The following is a 21,670-nucleotide window of genomic DNA, read 5'->3' on the forward strand; positions in this document are numbered from 1 at the left end:
ATGACTAATTCTATTCAATTTACATTTAGCCACCCACAATTATCTGAAACAGATAAAGTTAAAGTCGTTAATTTTACAGGTGATGAAGGTATTTCTCGACTCTATGAGTTTGCTATAGAGTTGATATCGGATAATGCCGACTTAGACAGTGATGTGATGTTGGAATCACCAGCGAGTTTGATCATTAAGCTAGGCGCAGACAGCCGCAACATTCAAGGTATCGTTTCCCACTTTGAAGCGGTAAAACAAATCAATAATAAAACCATATATAAAGCTAAGTTAGTACCAAGGTTATGGGAATTATCGCTTTATCACACCAACGAAATTTATTTAGACCAAACCGTCCCTGAAATCATTGAAACAGTACTTAAAGAGGCCGGGTTTACTAACCTAGACTACGACATATCAGGTCTGCAAGGAACGTATAAAAAATGGCCATACAAATGCCAATACGGGGAAAACCATTTAGATTTTATTTCACGACTAATGGAAAGAGATGGAATTTATTATTACTTTGCAGAAGGCGATTCGGGTGAAAAACTGGTATTTTGCGATACGTTAAACGCACAAGAAACTATTTCAATACCAGATATCCTATATAGCCCTTCAGCATCATTGGAGATCAATAGTTTAGAGAATAATGTTCATAGTTTTGTCAGTCAGCAGAAACGCGTTCCGCATCGCGTTTTAGTAAAAGATTATAACGATGATAAACCGTCTGTAGACATTAAAGGTGAAGCAATCATAGACCCTGATGCAAATCCTAATAGTGAAGTCTATGTTTGGGGACAAAACATTGAAACACCTGATGAAGGTAAATTACTCGCAGATATTAGAGCGGAAGAGATCTTAGCAGGTAAGAAAACCTATCATGGTGAAAGCTCGGTTATTCGTTTACTTGCTGGTTATAACTTTAAATTAAATCAACATTTCAGAGCTGCATGTAATCAAGAGTATTTGTTGTTAAGTATCAATCATGAAGGCAGTGACCCTAGTGTATTAGATTCAAGTGATTCAGGCTCAGCTCCAGCCACAATTTACAATAATCAATTCAGTGCTATTTCAAGCACCACTCAATACCGACCTGAACAGTTAACCGCTAAACCTGAGATTCATGGCACGTTAAACGCCTTTATCGACGCTGAAGGTGATGGCCAATATGCTGAGTTAGATGAAGAAGGTAGGTACCGAGTTACTTTACCATTTGATCGTGTTGATCGTGATGGTGGAAAAGCGTCACATTGGATCCGCATGAGTCAACCGTTTAGTGGTGAAAATCAGGGCATGAGTTTCCCACTTCATAAAGGCGCCGAAGTACTATTAACTTTTGTTGGCGGTGATCCTGACCGACCAATTATTTCAGGTTCAATACCAAATGCTTCACAACCCAGTGTCACGACAAGTGATAACCAAACCAATAGTGTAATACGTACCAGTTCAGGCAATAAAATTGAACTAGAAGATCAGGAAGGCAAAAATAGAATTAAATTGCAGACGGGTGATGATAAAACCTATATGCATTTAGGTTCACCAAACCATCCAGGTGATGGTTATGTACTGATGACAAAAGGCATGGAACGAAAAGAAGTTTTAGGTGGGCAACAATTATTTGTAGCGGCCTCCGGTGCAAGTTACGAGAATGCTAATGGTGACGATGCAACTATTCCAGATAGATCAGATCCTGAAACGGGAGAAATAGGTGAAACGACAACTGATGTTATAAATGAACAGGACGTTTTTACTTTTTGGAAAAAAGAGTCCGATGGACAAAACCCTAGTGCAGGTAAAACCGAGTTTACATTAGAAGACGAACTTGAAGGTAAGTACTTGTTCGAACGTCGAATTGGTGATGTTTATAAATGGACCGCAGGTAATGAATATATCTATGGTGCGGATAACGTCTATGATTTCGGTAATAGTTGGGATGAATTTCATGTAAATGAAGATGGCATGGACCGTTCAGGTGATAAACAAGAAGTATTTCCAATTCCAAACTTTTCAAATGCCAGAGGTACCACGGGAGCTACTTCAGAAGGGTATGACTGGGGGGATGATACTAGAGTTATTGATCCAGGCGAACAAATGGTTGAGCAAAAATGGGGCGACGAATACTCTTACCACCATGGTAGAAGATTTGATTGGTGTGCAGACCCAGCTGATTATAATTTTGGTAATGGTTATACTGAAAACTTAATTAAATCAAATGAAGAAACCATTAATGACTCACACGCACATGATAAAGCATCTCCAGGAGGTCCAAAGTACGGCACTATTAATGGCGAATTGGTGAAAGGGCTAGAAGCTGGTTCTACAGCAGCAGAAAAGACAATTGGCAATAGTTATAGCTATACCAATGGTAAATCATTAGATATATATGTTGGTGATCAAGAAAGCCATGTTCACGGTGATCAACATGAAGAAGTACATGGACACTCTATCTCACATGTTAGAGGCAGTTGCCATAGCACACATCATGGGGCTACCAATGACATGTTCATGGGCGCTACAAGTGAATTTATGTTAGGTGCTACTAGCAGTGTGACGTTATCTGCTGCAAGTGAAATGCAAGTAGGTGCTGCTAGTGAAATGTTTGTAGGTGCCAAATTTGAATTATGTATTAGCGCTAAATTGTCGGTAAATATTGGGATAAATACAGACGTTGATACTGCTGCAAAATTTGAGGCAGAATCGATTTTTGGAGCACGAGTTAAAGCTACTAATGTTGATGCAACTTTGACTGATTTACTTACTAGAGTTAATACTATTTCTTCAGCAGTTAATCATATTCAAACTAAAGCTGTTACTCTGAGGAATGGAGGCATTACCGTAGATGGTACAGCCTTGACAATGATGTAATGAACATAATAAAACCTCTCCAACTAGGCGTTCTTCACAAATCTTTTACTTATTTAGAAAAGGATATCTTCGCTGTATCTATTCCAATAGCATTTTCTTTAACTGATGGTGAAATTTTACTTGAGCAGAAACTCTGGACAATTATTGGTGAGCAATTAGGCAGCGAAGTGTTTGATGCTGCAATGCCTAAAGAAGTTGGTGAGGTATTGGTGTGTGGTAATTTTATCGCTCCTAATAATCAAATAGTAAATGCAGGTTCTGTGCATTTAACAGTTTCAGTGAAAGATAAAAATAATCATTATCAGGTCCAAGTTGATAAAGAGTTAGCCGTATTTGGCGATAGACATTGGTATAAGTTATTAGGTGCCGGGATCACTCCTAGTTCACCTTCTATGTTTACTGAAATGCCGATAACGTATCAAAATGCTTATGGTGGTGAAGGTTACTCGTTTAACCCAGAAGGGAAAGGCTTTAAAGCAATAGAAACAGATACTGGAGAAGTTCAGTTTTTACCTAATGTTGAATACAAAAACAACCTAATTACATCAACTTCAAGACAAGTTCAACCAGGTAGTTTTGGTCGAGTAGACATTATGTGGCAACCAAGAATCGATAAAGCCGGTACCTATGATCAAGAGTATTTAGATAACCAAATGCCAGGTTTACCTAATGATGTAAGTTGGGAATATTTTAATGATGCTGCGGAAGACCAATGGCTTAATGGATATTTTAAAGGTACTGAGCATTATTCCATTACTAATATGCACACTGAACATAAGAAACTTGAAGGTAATCTACCTTCAATTTACGGTCGTGCTTTTGTAAATCAAACATCCATTAACGCAGAAAGTGATGAGTTAGAAACCCAATTTAAAGAGATACCAACTAAGCTCGATACATTGTGGCTATTCCCAAATGCGGCCATGGGAGTGATGATATACCGTGGGACAATAGAAGCTAATTCAGACGATGGCTCAGATATCAGTGCGTTATTATTAGCGTGTGAAAATCGTGATGATAAACCTAGGACTCTAGAACATTATCAAAATCAACTAAAAAAGCGGATTGATCCTGATCATGGCTATAAATATGCTTTATTTTCCTCACCCCTAATAGCTACAGGTATGACATGTGGTTTTAAACAACTTCAAGATGATTTTGATTTTCCACTCGACATGCTCAGTAAAACTAATATGGATGGGTTTGTTGAAAGTAAAAATAGCGAGAGCTTGAATCAAACAGAAGAAATTAAACTTCAGATTATAGAGCAATGTAAAGCAGCGGGTATAGATCCAATACCATATATAGATAAAATTGATAACCCTGAAAAAACGCCAGATCAAGTTGAAATTGAAGCATACATGGAGAGAATGGCTCCGGGGATGGTTACATCCCCAGATAATATTGATATTTTCAATATAGATTTATCGGTAATGGATGAGATTAAATTGTATGCCGCAAAAATGGCTGAAGAGAAAGTTTCCGATGCTAAAGTACAAATTAAAATGGAAGTTGAGAAGTTAAAAGCTGATAAAGATGCTCATTTATTCATTGAAGCTATTGCTGGTATGGAGCAAAAAATCGCAGAAATTGACCTTCCTCCTATGTGGCCTAGACCCAATATAACTGGTCAATTAGCCGATGTAAAAAATCAAATATTTGAAGTGGAAACCCAAAAGTCTGATTTACGTCAACAGGGTGTACCTGAGGATAAATTACCTACAATAAATGTAGATATTGAACAAATTGAAGCTCAATTGTTACAAGCAGAAGTCAAATTAAAAGAAGCTTATACTATGGGCGCTCATTTAATTGGAGAGGCCCGTTCTCCTCATCCTGAAAAAGAGGCTGAATTAAAACAAGAGTTTATAAATAAATTACAAAGTGGTGAACCGTTAGTTAATGGTGATTTTGCTTGCATTGATTTAACTGGGATGGACTTAATAGGTGTCGACTTATCAGGTTGTTATCTAGAAGGTGTTAATTTTACAGGCTGTGATTTATCTAATGCTAACCTTTCAGGTGCAATATTAGCTGGTGCAAATTTAACCGATGCAAAACTACATAAAACTAATTGTAGAGGTGCCAATATTGGAGCCACCAATTTAACCAGAGCGGAGTTCTTTGAATGTAATTTTGAAAAAGCTCAATTGGGCAATTCAACTTTTATTCAAACTAAAATTGTTGATTGTTTTATTGATGAGATGAATTTCATAGACTCTAGTTTTACAGACACTTTTTTTGATAAAACAAGTATGAAGCAATGTAACTTCATTAATCCAGTATTTAATGATTGCTACTTTACAGGTGCTGATTTAACTCAAGCTAATTTTGTAAAACCAATATTTACCAATGCTAAGTTTAATAATTCAATTTTAGATGCTGCAAATTTTGTTGAAGCTACTGTTAATGGTGCTGACTTCAGTAATGCACAAATGGTCAATAGTCGTTTTGTTGGCGGATGTGAATTAAATGACTGTAACTTTGTGGGAGCAAATATCAGTAAATCGTGTTTAAGAGAGAATAAGATCAATAACACTGACTTTTCTAATGCATTGTTAGATGAAGCTGATTTTAGCGGTTCTGATCTTGAAAGTAGCCTGTTCGTAAATGCAAAAGCAATCCGCACTCAATTTATGAAGTCGAATTTAAAAGGTGCAAATTTAACTAACTTTAATTTAATGGAAGGCTCTTTATATAAAGCTTATGCAGTTGAAGCAGATTTCACAGGATCTAACTTATATTGTGTAAACTTTATTGATGCCACCTTAGGGGCCAATAAGTATAAAGGTTCAAATCTAGACCAGACTATCCTTAAAGACTGGAGACCTTAATGCTAAAACATGAATTAGAAAAAGCAGTTAAAGGTGGCGAACCACTAATACAAGGTCATGATTTATCAAATCAAGATTATCAAGGTGTTGATATAGGTGGTGGCAATTTTGAATCTGTTGACTTCAGTAATGCTAATTTAACAGGTGCTAAGTTAAAAGAATGTAATTTTATTAACTGTGACTTTACCGGGGCTATTCTTAACAATGCTAATTTAATCTTGGCCAACTTTATAGAACCAAAAGGTCAGGGTATTAGTGTTACTGGTTGTGACCTTAGATTAGCTAATTTTATTGACGCTAAGTTTAGTCATGCAGATTTCTCTAGAAGTAATTTTAATAATACAAGCTTTATAAATCCGTGTTTACATCAGGCAAAGTTCATAGAAGCAAAATTTGATCAAAGTTCGTTTATCAACGCAGATATAAGCGAAACCAATTGGCTATTATCTAAGGCATTTCGAGTTAATTTTCTGGAATGTAATGTTAAAGATATTAATTTAACGGACGTTAGTTGGGAGTTACCTTTTTTTCAAAAAGCTGATTTTACAGGTTATGATTTTACCAAGGTAGGATTTATTAAGCCGCAGTTTCAAGAGACTGTATTGGTAGACACAAATTTTATGGGAATGGATATATCTCAAGCTGGATTTATGGAAGCCGATTTAACCGGGGCAAATTTCAGTCAGGTACAAGCATTACAAGCCAATTTTATTAAAGCGAACCTGACCAGAGCTAATTTCAGTCAAGCGAAGATGCAACAAACGTTATTGCAAGAAGCTAATTTAACCAAAGTTAACTTTACAAAAATAGTTGCTGAGCAAGCGTTAATGGTTAAAACAGATTGTACCGGTGCTGTATTTGATGGGGCCGATTTAACATATGTTGATTTTAGCCATGCAAATTTAACCAACGCAGATTTATCGAACACTAAGTTATACAGAACTAATTTACATGAAGTGATTGAGCAAGATACGATTTGGCGAAATGCTAATAGAAGTGTTGCACTTGAAACAGATAAAACTAAACAAAAAGCCGAGCAGTGGTAATTGCTTTGACTTATATGGGAGGTCGTTGTGACTAGTACATTAACAAAACATGATCATTCAATTCAACAGACTGAAATCGCTGTAGTTCAAGGCGGCTTTGGTAAAGATTTTATGGTGTTGTATTCACAAGGCTGTGTAAGAGCCAAACTAGCATTTAGTTGTTTAGTTTCGCCTGAACCTGGTGATAAAGTCTTAGTGAGCTCAGGTAATGAGCTTTATATTCTTGCCATAATAGAACGTCCTAATAACGAAGATATGAAACTGCAATTTCCAGCCGATGTTTCATTAGTTGCTAAACATGGCAAGATTAATTTATCAGGTGGTGAGGGCATAGACATAACCAGTCCTTCACAAACCAATTTAACAACAAATAAATTGGCAATTAATAGTTTAAATACTTCAATAATAAGTAATCAGTTATCTGTCCGTGGCGATAAAGTAGTGAGCCAATGGCGTGAAGTAAATTCTATTTCGAAAGCGTTTAATTTTATAACGGATTGTTTAACGCAACGAATGAAAAATAGCTTTAAAACGGTGGATGGGGTTGATCAGCAAACTAGCCTTAACTTTATGCAAACCATAAAAAAAACGCTTTCAATTCGCTCTAGAGACGCATTAATCACGGCTCGAAAAGATGTAAAAATTGATGGTGAACGAATTCATATGGGCTAGGAGGTAATATGGTTTTTGCTACAACACAAATGGGTGGGCTAAACATGGCAATGCCAGACGTATGTTTAACACCAATACCTTCGCCTGTTGGTCCAATACCAACACCGATACCTTATCCTAATATAGCCGTCCCAATGACAGCTATTCCGTCACAGGTGAAAGTGTTAACGTTGGCCATGCCTAACCATAACATGATGACTATCACGCCAATGAGTAATGGTGATAACGGCGGTTTAATGATGAATCCATTATCCGGTATGGTGATGGGACCACAAAGGCAATTGTTAGGCAGTGTTAAAACATTTATGGGTGGGTTACCAGCTAACAAAATGCTCGGGTTATCTGGACAAAATGGCATCATGCCAGGAGCATTTGGTATGACATTGGCACCGTCACAAGTAAAAGTAATGATTTTGGCATAATGTCATCGTTAATAAATAATAATAATTTCTTATTAAAATAGAAGGAAAGTAGCGGATGAGTTTCTATAACTTGCGTCCATTTTTAAACTGGGGACTTATGATTGCAGCTATTTTAGGTGTGATCTATATTGGTTATTCACAGAGTAATACCAGCAATGTAATGAGAATCGCATCTGGTGAAAGAGGCAGTTACTTATATTCTGTAGGAAAGGAATTAAAACTAGCGATAGAACAATACACTGATTATAAAGTTGAATTAGTGGTTAGCCGAAGTTCAACGTTCAATCGTGGCGTTTTGCAATCAGGTAAAGCGGATGTCGCAATAATATCACCAGCGGCGAGTTCGATGACGAATATGTCTGTGGTTGTTCCAATCTCAAAAAGCTATATCCACGTCATTGTAAAAGAAAATAGTGCGATAAACTCAATTTCAAACTTGGCTGGCCATCGAATCTCGCTTGGTGCTTTACAAAGTGATCATCGTCAAAATGCGCTTAAGTTACTAAACCACTATAGAGTAGAAGAAAAAACTTTGCGCAATACAGAAGTATCACACCTTGAGCTTTTAGAAGGTGATAACCTTGATGGGGCGATAATAACCTCAAGTTTCAAAGATGAATATTTACAAAAATTAATGGCCAGTGGAAACTTTAAACTTATTGAAATTGAAGCCGCAGAAGGTGTCGCAACAGCATACCCATATTTACACGCCAGCACATTACCGGTTGGTGTTTATCCTTCTATAATGGGACCTATGCCAACAAAGTCGTTATCTATATTAAGTACGGATGCCTTATTAGTAACTCGTACAGACGCGCCATCATTATTAGTTGAAGGTTTATTAACGGCACTGTTAAATAAAGATGTAAGTGAAAAATTCCCGTTAATTAAGGAATGGTTAAATGCAACAGGTGGTATTTTGCCTAGTTTAGATACGCATGAAGCGGCATTACATGTATTTAATCCTTATTCAAAATTACAAAAAACGGCCTACGCATTTTTACTTCAACTTTGGATATATAAGTGGGTGATTTTATGCTTGACCGTATTATTCCTAAGCGCATTATCTCGTTGGTTTGATATAAAAAATAGAAAAGCAGAAGAAAATAAGAAGAACAGATTTCAACGCATAGAAAAACTGTTAGAAGATATAAATCAACATGAAATGTTACAAGCCGATACTAAAGATTACAGGTTATTAACCAGACGTTTAGCCGAAGCACGTAAAATTAAGCAGGATGGTATACAAATAGCCTGTGAACAAAATATGAGTAACAGCCCTGTATTTATCGCTTTTTTACAACAATGTGATCATGTAATAAAAGATATTCAATGGAAACTTTCTTTGGGCCTTGCTGGCTCTACTAACGTGGCTTAAAAACGGAATTACGTATAATTATGAACACAAAAGACCTTGTTAAATTTACGTTGTCAGCTTTCATTTTAAGTATTGGAATATCTGGTTGCAGCTCATTGTTAGGCAATGATGAAGAAACAAAAGCAGATCAAAATATGGATGTTGAAGTAGAACTTCCAACTGACTCATTTGTTAAAGTTTTACCTGATTTTCAGGCTTTAGATCCTTTGTATGACTTAGGTTTTGAAGGTGATTTTGACAAAGGCATGACTGCATATAATGAAAAAAGGTACAGCTTAGCGTTAACCGAATGGTACCCACTAGCCAAAGAGAGAGACGCTCGAGCAGAATACTATATAGGCATTATGTATTTAAATGGGTTAGGCATGCCGGTGAATTACAAACAAGGGACTATTTGGATTCAGCGTAGTGCGAGCCAAGGTTATGCTGAAGCACAGTTTGAGTTTGGTAATTTATATGTTGCTGGTCAAAAAATAGAGCAAAATTATGATCAAGCCATTCGTTGGTTATTATCAGCAGCTAGGCAAGGTCATGCTGGCGCACAATTTAATTATGGTTTGTTATATCAACAAGGCAAAGTTCCTTTATCGTCTAACCTTATGGAAGTGTATAAACAATCACGCTCTCAAACGTTTAACGATCAACAAGCGTTTAAATGGTATACATCAGCAGCAACTCAAGGACATGGGGCAGCCCAGAATAATTTAGCATGGATGTATTTATATGGACGAGGTGTTGCACAAAGCGATCAGTTAGCATTGAAATGGTATACCGAAGCAGCAAATCAAGGTGTGATAGATGCACAATATAATTTAGCTTTATTATATGAACAAGGAAAAGGCACCACACTAAATTTACAAGAAGCTCTATTTTGGCATAGTAAAGCTGCTGACCAAGGCTACTTCCCATCTCAACAACGATTACCAATATTACAGCAACAAATAGAGTCTTTTGATACCTCACTCGTTTTATTTGGTACTACATTAGCCCAAGCGACAAGAGACGCGTTACGTAATAAATTGAAATCCAATAATGGCAATATGTTACGTGAACAAGATAATTATTGGTTTGATATTTACGAATCTTCTCGGCTTTTAAACAGAACTGACAGATTGTTTGTTGGTTATAGTCTTCAAACAGACCATGTTGCCTCTCTAGAATATCGCTTTCCTTCTCAAAATGATCCTAATTTTGTTTTAACTGTGATTGATATGGTGAAAGAAAAATATGGGCCACCAATTGAAACTGAAGGCTCATTAGACTTTGGCAAGGTTAAGTACAGTTGGATAGTGAAAGACACAGAAGTTTTTGTAACTCGGTATTGGCCTGATACCACTGTTTATTTGTCTTATCATGTAGGGTCAAATTACCAACAAATGGTAAGTGAAATGCCTGAAAATGCAGAAGAGTTAATTTATAACATGGTATTTGAAACCTATTAACTTACTTAACTGTAATTTCAAATATATCGCTGAAGTTAGATTTTTAAATAGAAGATTATGAACATTACCAATATTTTACAGACATTATTCACACGGCTAGTCGTTCTGACTTTAGCTGTAGTATTTCTCAGTGCGTGTAATCCTGAAGAAGTATTGGATGACGGTGGTTATGAAATTAAATTATTATCCACTGAAAGTGTATTTCGTGAAGGAGAACAACTCTCAGTAGGGGTGTTTGATAAAGTTACAGGTGAGCAAGATGTTAGTGCCAATATATCAAGCAATAACCAATCTTTTGAATTAGATGAATATGTTTGGACTACCGATAACTCAGATCTTGCTGTAATGGCACTGGAGAAAACATATAAAAATCAGATCATAACTAAAGCGCCAGGTAAAGTTGTCATCACCGCGACTAATTCAAAACGACAAGTTTCATTCGAACTGACGATCGCACCCGCATTATTAAATAGTGTCGTTATCTCGCCAAAAGCACAAAGTATATATTTAGGGCAAGATAAATCGTTTGTTTTAAATGGTAACTATAGTGACGGTTCAATTAGGCCAATAACTGAAGGGATATCGTGGTCTATTGACAACAACGATCGCGCATCTATCACAAATCAAGGAGTAGTATCTTCTTTAAATGTTGGTCTAGTAAAAGTGACGGCTAGCGTAACTAATGAATTACAGCAGGTCAAAACAAACGCAGTAAACTTAACCATTACCGAAGCCGCTGTCACAAAATTAGATATTTCAGCTCAATCTAATATTCCATTAGGCCGAACCGGACAATTATCAGCAATCGCGCAATTTACAGATTTAACGAATGATAATGTAACCACAAATGTAAGCTGGATAACCACACCAGAAGATATTATAAACATTGATGCTGAAGGCAACATAACCACAAGTAACATGGGGCAAGTAACGGTTTCAGCAGTTATTGATGATGGATATGGTACTGAAGTTTTGTCTAATTCTGTTGAATTAACAATTAGCGAAAAAGTGATTGAAACAATAGATATCGTTCCTGAGAATCAAGTGATTATTAAGGACACACCGGTTATTTCAATAGAAAAACAGGAACGGTTTACAGTCGAAGCAACCTATTCAACTGGTGATAAAGTAGATATTAGTTTAAATGAATCATTAGTCTTCACCTCTAGCGATACCTCGATAGCTACAGTGGCATTGTTGGATTCCGGTCAATTTTTAATTGAGACCTTTGTTGAAGGCACAACAACATTAACCTTATCATTACCTAATCGTCTGGACGAACAAGTTGTTACTGAAAGAGTCTTAACGGTCATAAAACCTGTGTTGACTAAAATAGATATTTCCGCACAATCCGACACCTTTGCTGTGGGTTTACAAGTTAACTGGCAGGCCATTGGTCATTATGATGATAACACCACAAAAGATATTTCAGACACGGTAACTTGGAGTTCTAGTTCCTCAAATCTTGCGAGTTTTAACCAAGACAAACGTTCAACTTTAAGTGTCACTGATACCGGCGTAACGTCAATAACAGCACAATTTATTAACGATCGTGAGCAACTTATTGTCAGTGAACCTACAGAGGTTACTTTACGATCTGCAATTGTTGTTGATGTATTAACAATTTCAGATAACGCCAACATTGTTGATGGACAAGTATCGGTACCTCAAGGCGTACAGGTAAATTTTCAATTAAAAGGAATGTTAAGTGATGGCACAGAGCAAATACTGTCAGGCGTTACTTGGACAGCAACAGAAAACGAATTAGCGACATTAAACTCAAGTTCTGGAATATTAATTGCGACCAAAGATGTATCCAAACTGGGAGTACTAACCACAACTGCATCAATTTTTATCGATGATACCAATTTCTCACACGACGTAATTGTTACCGTTACACCCGCTAAATTAGTCTCTTTCGCGATCGAACTACCAGAAAATAATGGTTTGTATAAAGGTTACAGCCAACCACTTAAAGTGATGGGGACGTTTTCAACCGACTTAACTTATGATTTAACCGATGTAGTAACTTGGAGCATAGACGATGCAAGTAAAGATAAAGTTGTTTTATCTAGTATCAAGAAAAATACATTGGAAATGGTTAATGCCGGTGATGTCACCATTAATGCGAGTTACTTAGACATTTACGATGAAAATAAAACCAAAACCACCAGTTTAAATTTCACGGTTGCACCTGCGTTGTTAACGTCCATGAGTATTTCGGCTCAATTAGATTCAGATAAAAATGGCGTTGGTGAACTCGATGTCGTGTCGGTAGCAAGTGGGCAAAATGTATTGTTTAGTGCTATTGGTACCTACAGTGATAATTCGACAAAAGAGATAACTGAGCAAGTTACTTGGCTTTCTAGTTCTCCTTCATTTTTAACTATTATTGAAACTGGTGAAGATGGAGGACAAGCGAATACGTTTAAACCAACTCTAGAAGATACTGCATTAACCATATCGGCACTTCTTACCAATGATAAACAAGAAGATATTAGTTCAATATTTTCGTTTACCATTGGAGACGCGGTACTTGAAAATATTAATCTATCCCCTGCAGCTTTAAGTTTTGGTTTAAATGTTCCGGCAGGTAAAAGTGTCCAACTTGAAATATGGGGAACATATTCAGATGGATCTTATAAAAAGATCACAGAGGATAACGCGGCAGTCTGGTCATCAAATAACCTAGAAGTTGGCACAATCGTAAAAGAAACGGGTTTAGTGACAATGGAAAAGGGGGATCCCGCTGCTTTATTAATAACCGCAACAGAGACAGTATCTGGTAATTCCTTTAAAGGAAGTTTGGTTCTTAACCGTGTTGATGCCATAGTTGAATTTATTAAAATAACTCCTGATACTTCGAGTGCTCCATGGAAACTGGCGGATGGGGCTCAATTAAACCTAAAAGCTTTCGCTGTTTATAGTGATTTATCAGAAGTTGAGATCACTGAAGACGAAAATAGCACCTGGTCTATTCCTGATGTAAGCGATCAAGCATTCATTAGTGTTGAAAATGCATCGACATTTAAAGGTTTGGTGACCGCACTTACTGAAACAGAAAACAAGGTTACAGTAAATCTTCAAAATACGACTTTTGGGCAAACATTAATAACAACGGCTGATTTTGTTATTGGTGCAGCCGTATTAGAATTTATTGAAGTTAGTCCAACGATACAAACCATTACAAGTGGAGATACTTTAGTATTTACAGCTACAGGGTTTACCAGTAATGATGAAACAATAGAATCTGACAGAGTTGGCGACTTGGAGTAGCCAAAATATAAACGTTGCGGAGTTTAATCAAGCTAGCAGCAATATACTTCAAGGAATATCAGCTGGGTCTGTTTATATTACGGCTAGCTACACACCGACAGGACAAGAGGAGTTAACCTCTGAAACCCAAGTTACAGTAGAACCTGCAATTTTAAGAAGTATTAGTATCCACCCAACAACACCTAGGTTTACTGAAATACCTCAAAATACGCCTCTATTTTTAAAAGGTAACACAGATTTGCTTACGGCTACTGGCTTATATTCTGATGGTACTACGGCAACGATAAACGGCAGTGTCGATTGGTCTATTGATAATACAAATGTTGCCTACATTAGCTCAGTAGGTGTCATAACACCCGTAGGGCTAGGCGATGCAACCTTGCATGTAGAAATTGATGTGGTTGAATTAGGTGAAACAAAAACGATATATGTGGATTACCCATTTACGGTTATTGGCCCATTATTAAAGTTCATTGATATCACTCCTGCAACCCCCGTTTTTATACTAGGTATGCAACAACAGTTCACAGCTAAAGGTATTTATTCTGATAATAGTATTGTTGATTTAACCAACGCAGTAACTTGGACAACGGGACGCTCTAATGAATCAGCTCAAGACAAAGCCGGTAATATAACTAACACAGGTGTATTTAGTGCAGAAAGATTAGGCTCTGTAACAGTTAACGCTTCACATCCTGACTTTGATGATAAAGCCATCATAAAACAAACATTTGTATCGATAGAAACATTAGATCATCTTGTTATTGAGCATGCTGGTGGTGATGTTTATGCCGGTCAAAAGTTAACTTTAAACGCTTATGGTGTGACTAGTAACAACAAACAAGTTACTTTTTCAAATGGATTAACGTGGCAGGTTTCGGCAATTGCCACAATTGATGATATGACTAATCAATCAAGTACTAATTCATTCACAACCAATGCTGCTGGAGTGATGACAGCGACCGCGACTTGGACAACTGACGCTGGTGTTACATCTAAATCTATTCAAATAGATATAAAAGACCCATTATTAACCTCCATTAGTTTATCTGTAGATGATAATAGTATCGCCGACGGGTTAACGGCACAATTTACCGCGACGGGCACATATTCAGACGGCAGTACCAAAAATATAACGGATGATGTAAGTTGGAATAACTTAAATGAAAGTATTTTTACAATATCTAATACTGGATTGATCACCTCTAAGCAACCAGGTTCTGGAGACGTTTCGGTTTATTTAACTAATGACAGCGGTAATAAAATTTCCAGTGAGCCTGTATTGGTCACAATAGAACTGCCTTTAGTTGAATCTCTTAATATATCAGCATCAACAACAACTATAAGTAGAGGTACAAGTTTACAATTAAATTTAACAGGAATTTTAACTGACGGATCAACAGAGTTACCAGATGGTGTTAGTTGGAATAGTGATGTTGAATCCAATGCAGTTATATCCGATAGTGGTTTGGTCACCATTCCTAATGATGCCGTTATCGGACAAATGGTTACGTTAACGGCTCTAGTTCCATTGAAAGAAGGAAGCAGTGATAATTTAGAAAAATCTATCGTTATTACTATTGGAATTGCTAAATTATCCAGTTTGACTTTATCTATAGATAATCAAACTGTACCACGAGGGTCGAGCACAACAATAAGTGCAACAGGACTATTAACTGATGAAACGGTTGGCCTACCAACGACAGTAAATTGGACTAGTAGTGACACCTCTAAAGCAACGGTTGACTCTAACGGATTAGTGACCGTTGTTTCCAATACCATAATTGGTCAACAAGTTACTATAACAGCGACTGCACCAGAGTTAGCTGACTCAACTAATTATATTAATAAAACTATACTCTTAACCATTGGTAAACCTTTATTATCTTCTATCAGCTTAACAAGCAATCAGGTTGATATACCCAGAGGAACTAAAGTATCCATTGTACCTACAGGCACCCAATCTGATGGAACATCAGGCATCTCTACCACTATTACCTGGAATACCAATGAGCCAACAATTTCTACAGTTAGCAGTTCAGGTGAAGTTTTTATAAGAAATAATGCAACCTTGAATCAGAACATTGTGATTTCAGCCACAGCGTCAGAAATATTGGGGTCTGCTAACAATATAAGTCAGTCAATTACGTTAAAAGTTGTTTCACCATTATTATCAAGTATGACCTTAACGACGGATAACACAACAGTACCACGAGGGACAACGGCAACAGTATCTGCCAGTGGAACGTATACAGATGCAACCACAAAAGTGCCTGACTCAGTAGTATGGACATCAAGCGATACTTTTATAGCGACAGTGGATAGTACCTCTGGTGAAGTCACGATCAAAAACGACGCAGTGATTGGTCAACAAGTGACAATAACGGCAACGGCACCAAATGGCGCGGTAGTAAATTCTGATATCGTTAAGACTATTACCTTAACGGTAGGGCAACCACTGTTAACATCAATGGCGTTAGCAGCTTCAGATGTTACAAATAATGAAGTACCACGTGGCACTTCAACAACGATTACGCCAACGGGCACGCAATCAGACTTAACAAATGATATAGCAACAGCTATTACATGGACTACTAGCGATGCGTCCATAGCAACCGTAGATGCAAATGGTAAAGTAACCATAGTCAATGGTGCCGCTAAAAATGAAACCGTAATGATAACCGCCACAGCAAATAAATCGGCCACAAACACGGATGTTATTACTCAAAGTATTACATTAACGGTCATCGATCCATTGTTATCAAGCATGACTTTATCGACTGATAATACGACGATACCAAGAGGGACAACGGCAACAGTATCTGCCAGTGGAACGTATACAGATGCAACCACAAAAGTGCCTGACTCAGTAGTATGGACATCAAGCGATACTTCTATAGTGACAGTGGATAGTACCTCTGGTGAAGTCACGATCAAAAACGACGCAGTGATTGGTCAACAAGTGACAATAACGGCAACGGCACCAAATGGCGCGGTAGTAAATTCTGATATCGTTAAGACTATTACCTTAACGGTAGGTCAACCACTGTTAACTTCTATGGCGTTAGCGGCTTCAGATGTTACTAATAATGAAGTACCGCGTGGCACTTCAACAACTATCACACCAACAGGTACGCAATCAGACTCAACAAATGATATAGCTACTACCATTACATGGACATCCAGCGATGCAAGTAAAGCAACCGTAGATGCAAATGGTAAAGTAACCATAGTCAATGGTGCCGCTAAAAATGAAACCGTAATGATAACCGCCACAGCAAATAAATCGGCCACAAACACTGATGTTGTTACTCAAAGTATTACATTAACGGTCATCGATCCATTGTTATCAAGCATGACTTTATCGACTGATAATACGACGATACCAAGAGGGACATCAGCAACGGTATCAGCGAGCGGAACGTATACAGATGCAACAACAGCTGTACCTAGCTCAGTTGTATGGACATCAAGCGATACAACTAAAGCAACCGTTGTGAGCGGTACTGGCGTAGTTACTATTAAAGATGATGCCGTGATTGGTCAGCAAGTGATAATAACGGCAACGGCACCAAATGGTGGCATAGTAAATACCGATATCGTTAAGACTATTAATCTAACCGTTGGCACTCCTTTAGTTGAAACTTTAGATATTTTGACAACGGACAGTGATGTTAGAAAAGGGCGGAGTTTAACTTTAACTAAATCAGTACTGATGTCAGATGGAAACATTACTTCGATACCAACATTAACTTGGAGCAGTTCAAATTCAATTATTGCGACAGTTGATAGTAGTGGTGTGGTTCAAATACCGAATAGTGCCACTGTTGGCCAAACAGCAACCATTACGTTAAGTGCGCCGGAATTGCCAGGATCAAGTACAGATATTACGGATTCTATAACGATAACAGTTACTGCTGCCGCGCTAGATAGTATTTCACTAAGCCCTGGTAACAGCACTGTGCCTCGTGGGAAATTGATAACGTTAACGGCAACGGGTAGTTTTTCTGACAGTTCAACCGGTTCAATTGCGGCTCTTAATCCTATTTGGTCGAGTGATGATGAAACCTTAGCGACTGTTGATGTTAATGGCAATGTAACTATATTAGATGATGCTGATATTGGCCAATCTGTCGTCATTTCAGTAATCGCTGATGAAGCAGTATTAAACTCTTCAACCACAATACCTCAATCAGTTACATTAACCGTTGGTCATGCTGAAGTTGAAAGTATTGAAATCACAGAAAATGATTTAACGCTCGCACGGGGTAAAACGCAAACGTTAAACACCACAATTACAATGTCAGATTCAGATCCAACATCTGAACCCACACTAACTTGGAGCAGTAGTTCACCGAATAATGTGAGTGTTGATGTTAACGGCATTATCACAGTTGAAGACACAGCAAGCGTGCTAACTAAGGTAGAAATAAAAGCACAAAGTGTTGCCTATCCGGGATCAAGTAATATTGTGTCTGATTCGATTTTTGTAACCGTAGGAGCGCCGTTATTGGAATCCATATCATTATCACCTGGCGATTCTGATATTAGAAAAGGAAAATCATTAACTTTTATTCCTACAGGTACGTTAACAGATGGCGCCAGTGGGCTACCAACCACGTTAACATGGTCAAGTGATGATGAAAGTGTGGCGACGGTGAGCGACAGCGGTGTGGTTACGATCGTTTCAAACGCTAACGAAAATGATACCGCGACGATCACGGTCTCTGCGTTAGAGTCAACAGGTTCCTCTAATCCAGCTATTGAACAATCTGTTGTGGTTACCGCGATTGCACCACTGGTTGAAAAAATTGAAATTACCGTTAATAGTGTTTCGAAACCCACAGATAATGTAGCTATTGGTGGGTCTTTACAACTAGGAACCTTAACTACTTATTCAAATGGCGACACGTCCACTTCTGCAACCGTCATTTGGGAAGAAGTCGTGGACTCTATACACGGTTCGGTTAGCACGCCTGGTGGGTTGGTCACCATTCCTAATACGGCAATTGCTGATGAAAAATTATACATTGCAGTATCAACACCTACCTATGATGGTTCTGTTGAAACCGTCATTGATTCAATCGAATTAACGATTATTGACGCTGTGCTTGCTTCTATTCAATTAAATTCTGGGGATGTCTCTATAATCCAAGGTAATACATTAGAAGTTGTGGCTACCGGCACATTAACCAATGGTAGCTCAGTTGATGCTGAAACCTTAAGTTCTACATTGACATGGTCAACTAATAATGTCGGTGAAGTTGATGTTTCACATATAAGCAGTGGAACCGCGTCAGCTCATGGTTTAATTTCTGTCGATTCAGCTGCAAGTATTGGTGACTCAATAATAACAGCTACCGATGTAGATGGCGTCTCTACTAGCATAACGGTTACCGTTGCTTACCCTAAAGTCGAACTTGCTTTATCTTCATCTGAAACAGATATCTTAGTTGAAGATACAATTACTATCACACCAACGTTTACGACTACGTCTGACAGTATAACGGATATCAGACGGATATGATTCTACACAATTAACATGGTCTAGTTCGGATGATACAATTGCGACGGTAGGCGCAAGTACAGGCATTGTTTCAGCGCTATCACCAGGCTCTGTTACCATTACAGCAATACACGATGTGGTTGCAGAAGATTCAGCAAATGGAACCTATGCGGTGGCCAGTTCACCTCTAACTGCAACCATTGACTTTACGGTAGATTATCCATTAGTAGAAATGTCGATATCTCCAACCACTGAAAATGTTTTACTTGGCGAAACACTGACAATAGTACCTACATTTAGTACTACTGGTGATGCAAGTGTGCCGTCGGAATACGATAGCAGTAACTTGACTTGGACAAGTTCAGATACCAGTGTTGCAACCGTTAATAGTAGTGGGGTTGTTACAAGTTTAACGGAAGGAACTACGACAGTAACGGCCTTACATTCTGCTGTTACTCCAGATGCTGAAAATGGTGTTTATGCAAGTTCTCCTGACCCGCTAAGTCAAAGTGCAAGTATTACTGTAATTGCAGCTGCGGTGGTAGATTTTGATATATATGCGCAAACTTCAACCATAGCAGCGGAAGGCTCTACAATAACCATAGATCCTGTTGAGATATTTTCAGACAAAACAACACAAGCATTAACAGATGATTTAGATTGGGCGAGTGATAACGCCGATATTATATTTGTTGCATCAGACACTGACACTTTAAGTACGAATAGTGGCTCAGTATTAATTACAACGGAAACACCATTTAATTCTGATGCCACTGCAACCATAACGGCTACGCACGCAACGCTAGGCTCAAAAACCTTATCAGTCACATTTAAAAATGATAATTCATATGCAATTAGCCGTATAGAAACATCAACGCCACTTAAAGTTGTTGCTGACAATACAAAAGTTCAGCTACATGCCGTTGCGATATATAATGACAATACGGTCGTTGATATCACCAGTGACACTGGAAATGTATGGACCACCGATGACGACAGTAGTACGGTTACTAACGGCACGGTAACGATTGCGGAAGATACTGATTATGTAGACGATAATGTTATAACAGCAACGTTTGATTCTGAAACGGCAACCACCACACTCGATATTAAAGATGCCACATTAGTGTCCATTGAAGTATATCCAAACGACGTTCAAGTACACACAGAATTAACCCAAGATTTTAAAGCTTATGGTATTTATAGTTATAATGCTGGCGCAGAATTTTTTGTAGTTGATATTACTGATACCGTAGTTTGGACAAGCGATGATACGGCAGTACTAACAAATGGAGGTAGTACAGGTGCTATTGGATCAGCAGTTTATACCGCCACACTAACTGCTATTACTGGGACTGCCAGTGTAGAAGTGGTTTCATCAATTTCGAGTATCACGCTGGAAAAATCACTAACAGATATTAGTGATGATAATTCAATTCAACGATTAAGTTACCAAATGTATGCATTTGCAAATTACGCTAATGGCCATAAACAAAACATTACAGAACAAGTATTTTGGTCAGGGACTTCTAATGTTTTAATTAACAATGCAACAGGATATAAAGGTTTAGTAACACCCATTACATTCGATGCAAATGTACAAACGATAACCGCGAGCTTATTTACTAATACAGGCTTAAAAACTGGGAGTTTAACGTTAAATACTTCAACTCGAACGCTACAGTCTATTGATGTAACACCCGCTACTGCTGATTTAGGCGACAATGCAATACAACAATTTACCGCGACCGCAACCTACACCGGCGGTGAAGCGGGCGATTCACTTTCTGAAGATGTAACTGATTTAGTGACTTGGAGTATCGACACAAATGCCTCTACTCATATTAGTAATGCTGCAGGTTCAAAAGGGCAGTTAACATCGATAAGTGGTGATATTACAGATATAACGTTAACTGCAACTTTGGATGCCATTACGGATACTTCAGCTGTAACGAGGTCAAACGTGAGTGTTTCTTCTTTAACGTTATCTGCAGATACCGACATAGCAGTAGACGAAACTCATCAGTTCACAGCCGAAGGCGTGTTCACAGGAATTGACAACACAGATTTCACATCGCGTGTGGTATGGACAAGTTCAGATCCAACAAAAGTAACAATAAGTAATGCTTCAGAAACAAAAGGCTTAGCAACTCGGATTGCAACCGGAGATGTGACGATAACCGCGACTTATGAAGCGTTAACAATAACAAGTGGTACGATAGGAACAACACCTTAATG

The 21,670-nt window shown here is 37.9% G+C and carries 10 protein-coding genes and 1 pseudogene; all 11 read left to right on the top strand.

What is annotated here, in order from left to right; translation table 11 throughout:
• The 11 genes and pseudogenes from RT723_RS01365 to RT723_RS01410 all read left to right on the top strand — a co-directional run bounded on the left by RT723_RS01365 (position 1) and on the right by RT723_RS01410 (position 21,668).
• Positions 1–2,856 carry a type VI secretion system Vgr family protein gene (locus RT723_RS01365; RefSeq protein ID WP_315945581.1) on the top strand — a complete coding sequence of 952 codons (2,856 nt, stop codon included), beginning with the start codon at positions 1–3 and terminating at the stop codon, positions 2,854–2,856.
• On the top strand, positions 2,856–5,690 hold the full coding sequence (locus RT723_RS01370) for a DUF2169 domain-containing protein (protein WP_315945582.1): 2,835 nt from the start codon (positions 2,856–2,858) through the stop codon (positions 5,688–5,690). The genes RT723_RS01365 and RT723_RS01370 overlap by 1 nt, the downstream gene beginning before the upstream one ends.
• A complete protein-coding gene (locus tag RT723_RS01375) occupies positions 5,690–6,736 on the top strand; it encodes a pentapeptide repeat-containing protein (RefSeq protein ID WP_315945583.1) in 1,047 nt (348 codons plus the stop codon). Before RT723_RS01370 ends, RT723_RS01375 begins: the two co-directional genes overlap by 1 nt.
• A gap of 27 nt (positions 6,737–6,763) precedes the next feature.
• On the top strand, positions 6,764–7,408 hold the full coding sequence (locus RT723_RS01380) for a DUF3540 domain-containing protein (RefSeq protein WP_315945584.1): 645 nt from the start codon (positions 6,764–6,766) through the stop codon (positions 7,406–7,408).
• 8 nt (positions 7,409–7,416) lie between these two features.
• Complete coding sequence (locus RT723_RS01385; protein WP_315945585.1) at positions 7,417–7,830, top strand: DUF4150 domain-containing protein; 414 nt, start codon at positions 7,417–7,419, stop codon at positions 7,828–7,830.
• 55 nt (positions 7,831–7,885) lie between these two features.
• Positions 7,886–9,208 carry a TAXI family TRAP transporter solute-binding subunit gene (locus RT723_RS01390; RefSeq protein WP_315945586.1) on the top strand — a complete coding sequence of 441 codons (1,323 nt, stop codon included), beginning with the start codon at positions 7,886–7,888 and terminating at the stop codon, positions 9,206–9,208.
• A 20-nt stretch (positions 9,209–9,228) separates the two neighbouring features.
• Positions 9,229–10,650, top strand: a complete 1,422-nt coding sequence (locus RT723_RS01395) for a tetratricopeptide repeat protein (protein WP_315945587.1) — start codon at positions 9,229–9,231, stop codon at positions 10,648–10,650.
• Between the two features lie 57 nt (positions 10,651–10,707).
• Complete coding sequence (locus tag RT723_RS01400; RefSeq protein ID WP_315945588.1) at positions 10,708–13,926, top strand: hypothetical protein; 3,219 nt, start codon at positions 10,708–10,710, stop codon at positions 13,924–13,926.
• Positions 13,910–19,453, top strand: coding sequence for a beta strand repeat-containing protein (locus tag RT723_RS01405; RefSeq protein WP_315945589.1), 5,544 nt, complete (start codon positions 13,910–13,912; stop codon positions 19,451–19,453). The genes RT723_RS01400 and RT723_RS01405 overlap by 17 nt, the downstream gene beginning before the upstream one ends.
• Positions 19,437–19,568, top strand: a pseudogene (locus tag RT723_RS18050) (Ig-like domain-containing protein); the annotation flags it as partial. The gene RT723_RS01405 and the pseudogene RT723_RS18050, both read left to right, overlap by 17 nt.
• Positions 19,569–21,668 carry an Ig-like domain-containing protein gene (locus tag RT723_RS01410; RefSeq protein WP_315945590.1) on the top strand — a complete coding sequence of 700 codons (2,100 nt, stop codon included), beginning with the start codon at positions 19,569–19,571 and terminating at the stop codon, positions 21,666–21,668.
• Positions 21,669–21,670: the final 2 nt, after the last annotated feature.

It is taken from the genome of Psychrosphaera aquimarina (assembly GCF_032461525.1).
In the GTDB taxonomy this organism is placed as follows: Bacteria; Pseudomonadota; Gammaproteobacteria; order Enterobacterales; family Alteromonadaceae; genus Psychrosphaera; species Psychrosphaera aquimarina.

Coding starts and splice junctions, on each gene's coding strand:
- RT723_RS01365 (WP_315945581.1), top strand. CDS start 1: ATGACTAATTCTATTCAATTTACATTTAGCCACCCACAATTATCTGAA.
- RT723_RS01400 (WP_315945588.1), top strand. CDS start 10,708: ATGAACATTACCAATATTTTACAGACATTATTCACACGGCTAGTCGTT.
- RT723_RS01370 (WP_315945582.1), top strand. CDS start 2,856: ATGAACATAATAAAACCTCTCCAACTAGGCGTTCTTCACAAATCTTTT.
- RT723_RS01390 (WP_315945586.1), top strand. CDS start 7,886: ATGAGTTTCTATAACTTGCGTCCATTTTTAAACTGGGGACTTATGATT.
- RT723_RS01385 (WP_315945585.1), top strand. CDS start 7,417: ATGGTTTTTGCTACAACACAAATGGGTGGGCTAAACATGGCAATGCCA.
- RT723_RS01395 (WP_315945587.1), top strand. CDS start 9,229: ATGAACACAAAAGACCTTGTTAAATTTACGTTGTCAGCTTTCATTTTA.
- RT723_RS01375 (WP_315945583.1), top strand. CDS start 5,690: ATGCTAAAACATGAATTAGAAAAAGCAGTTAAAGGTGGCGAACCACTA.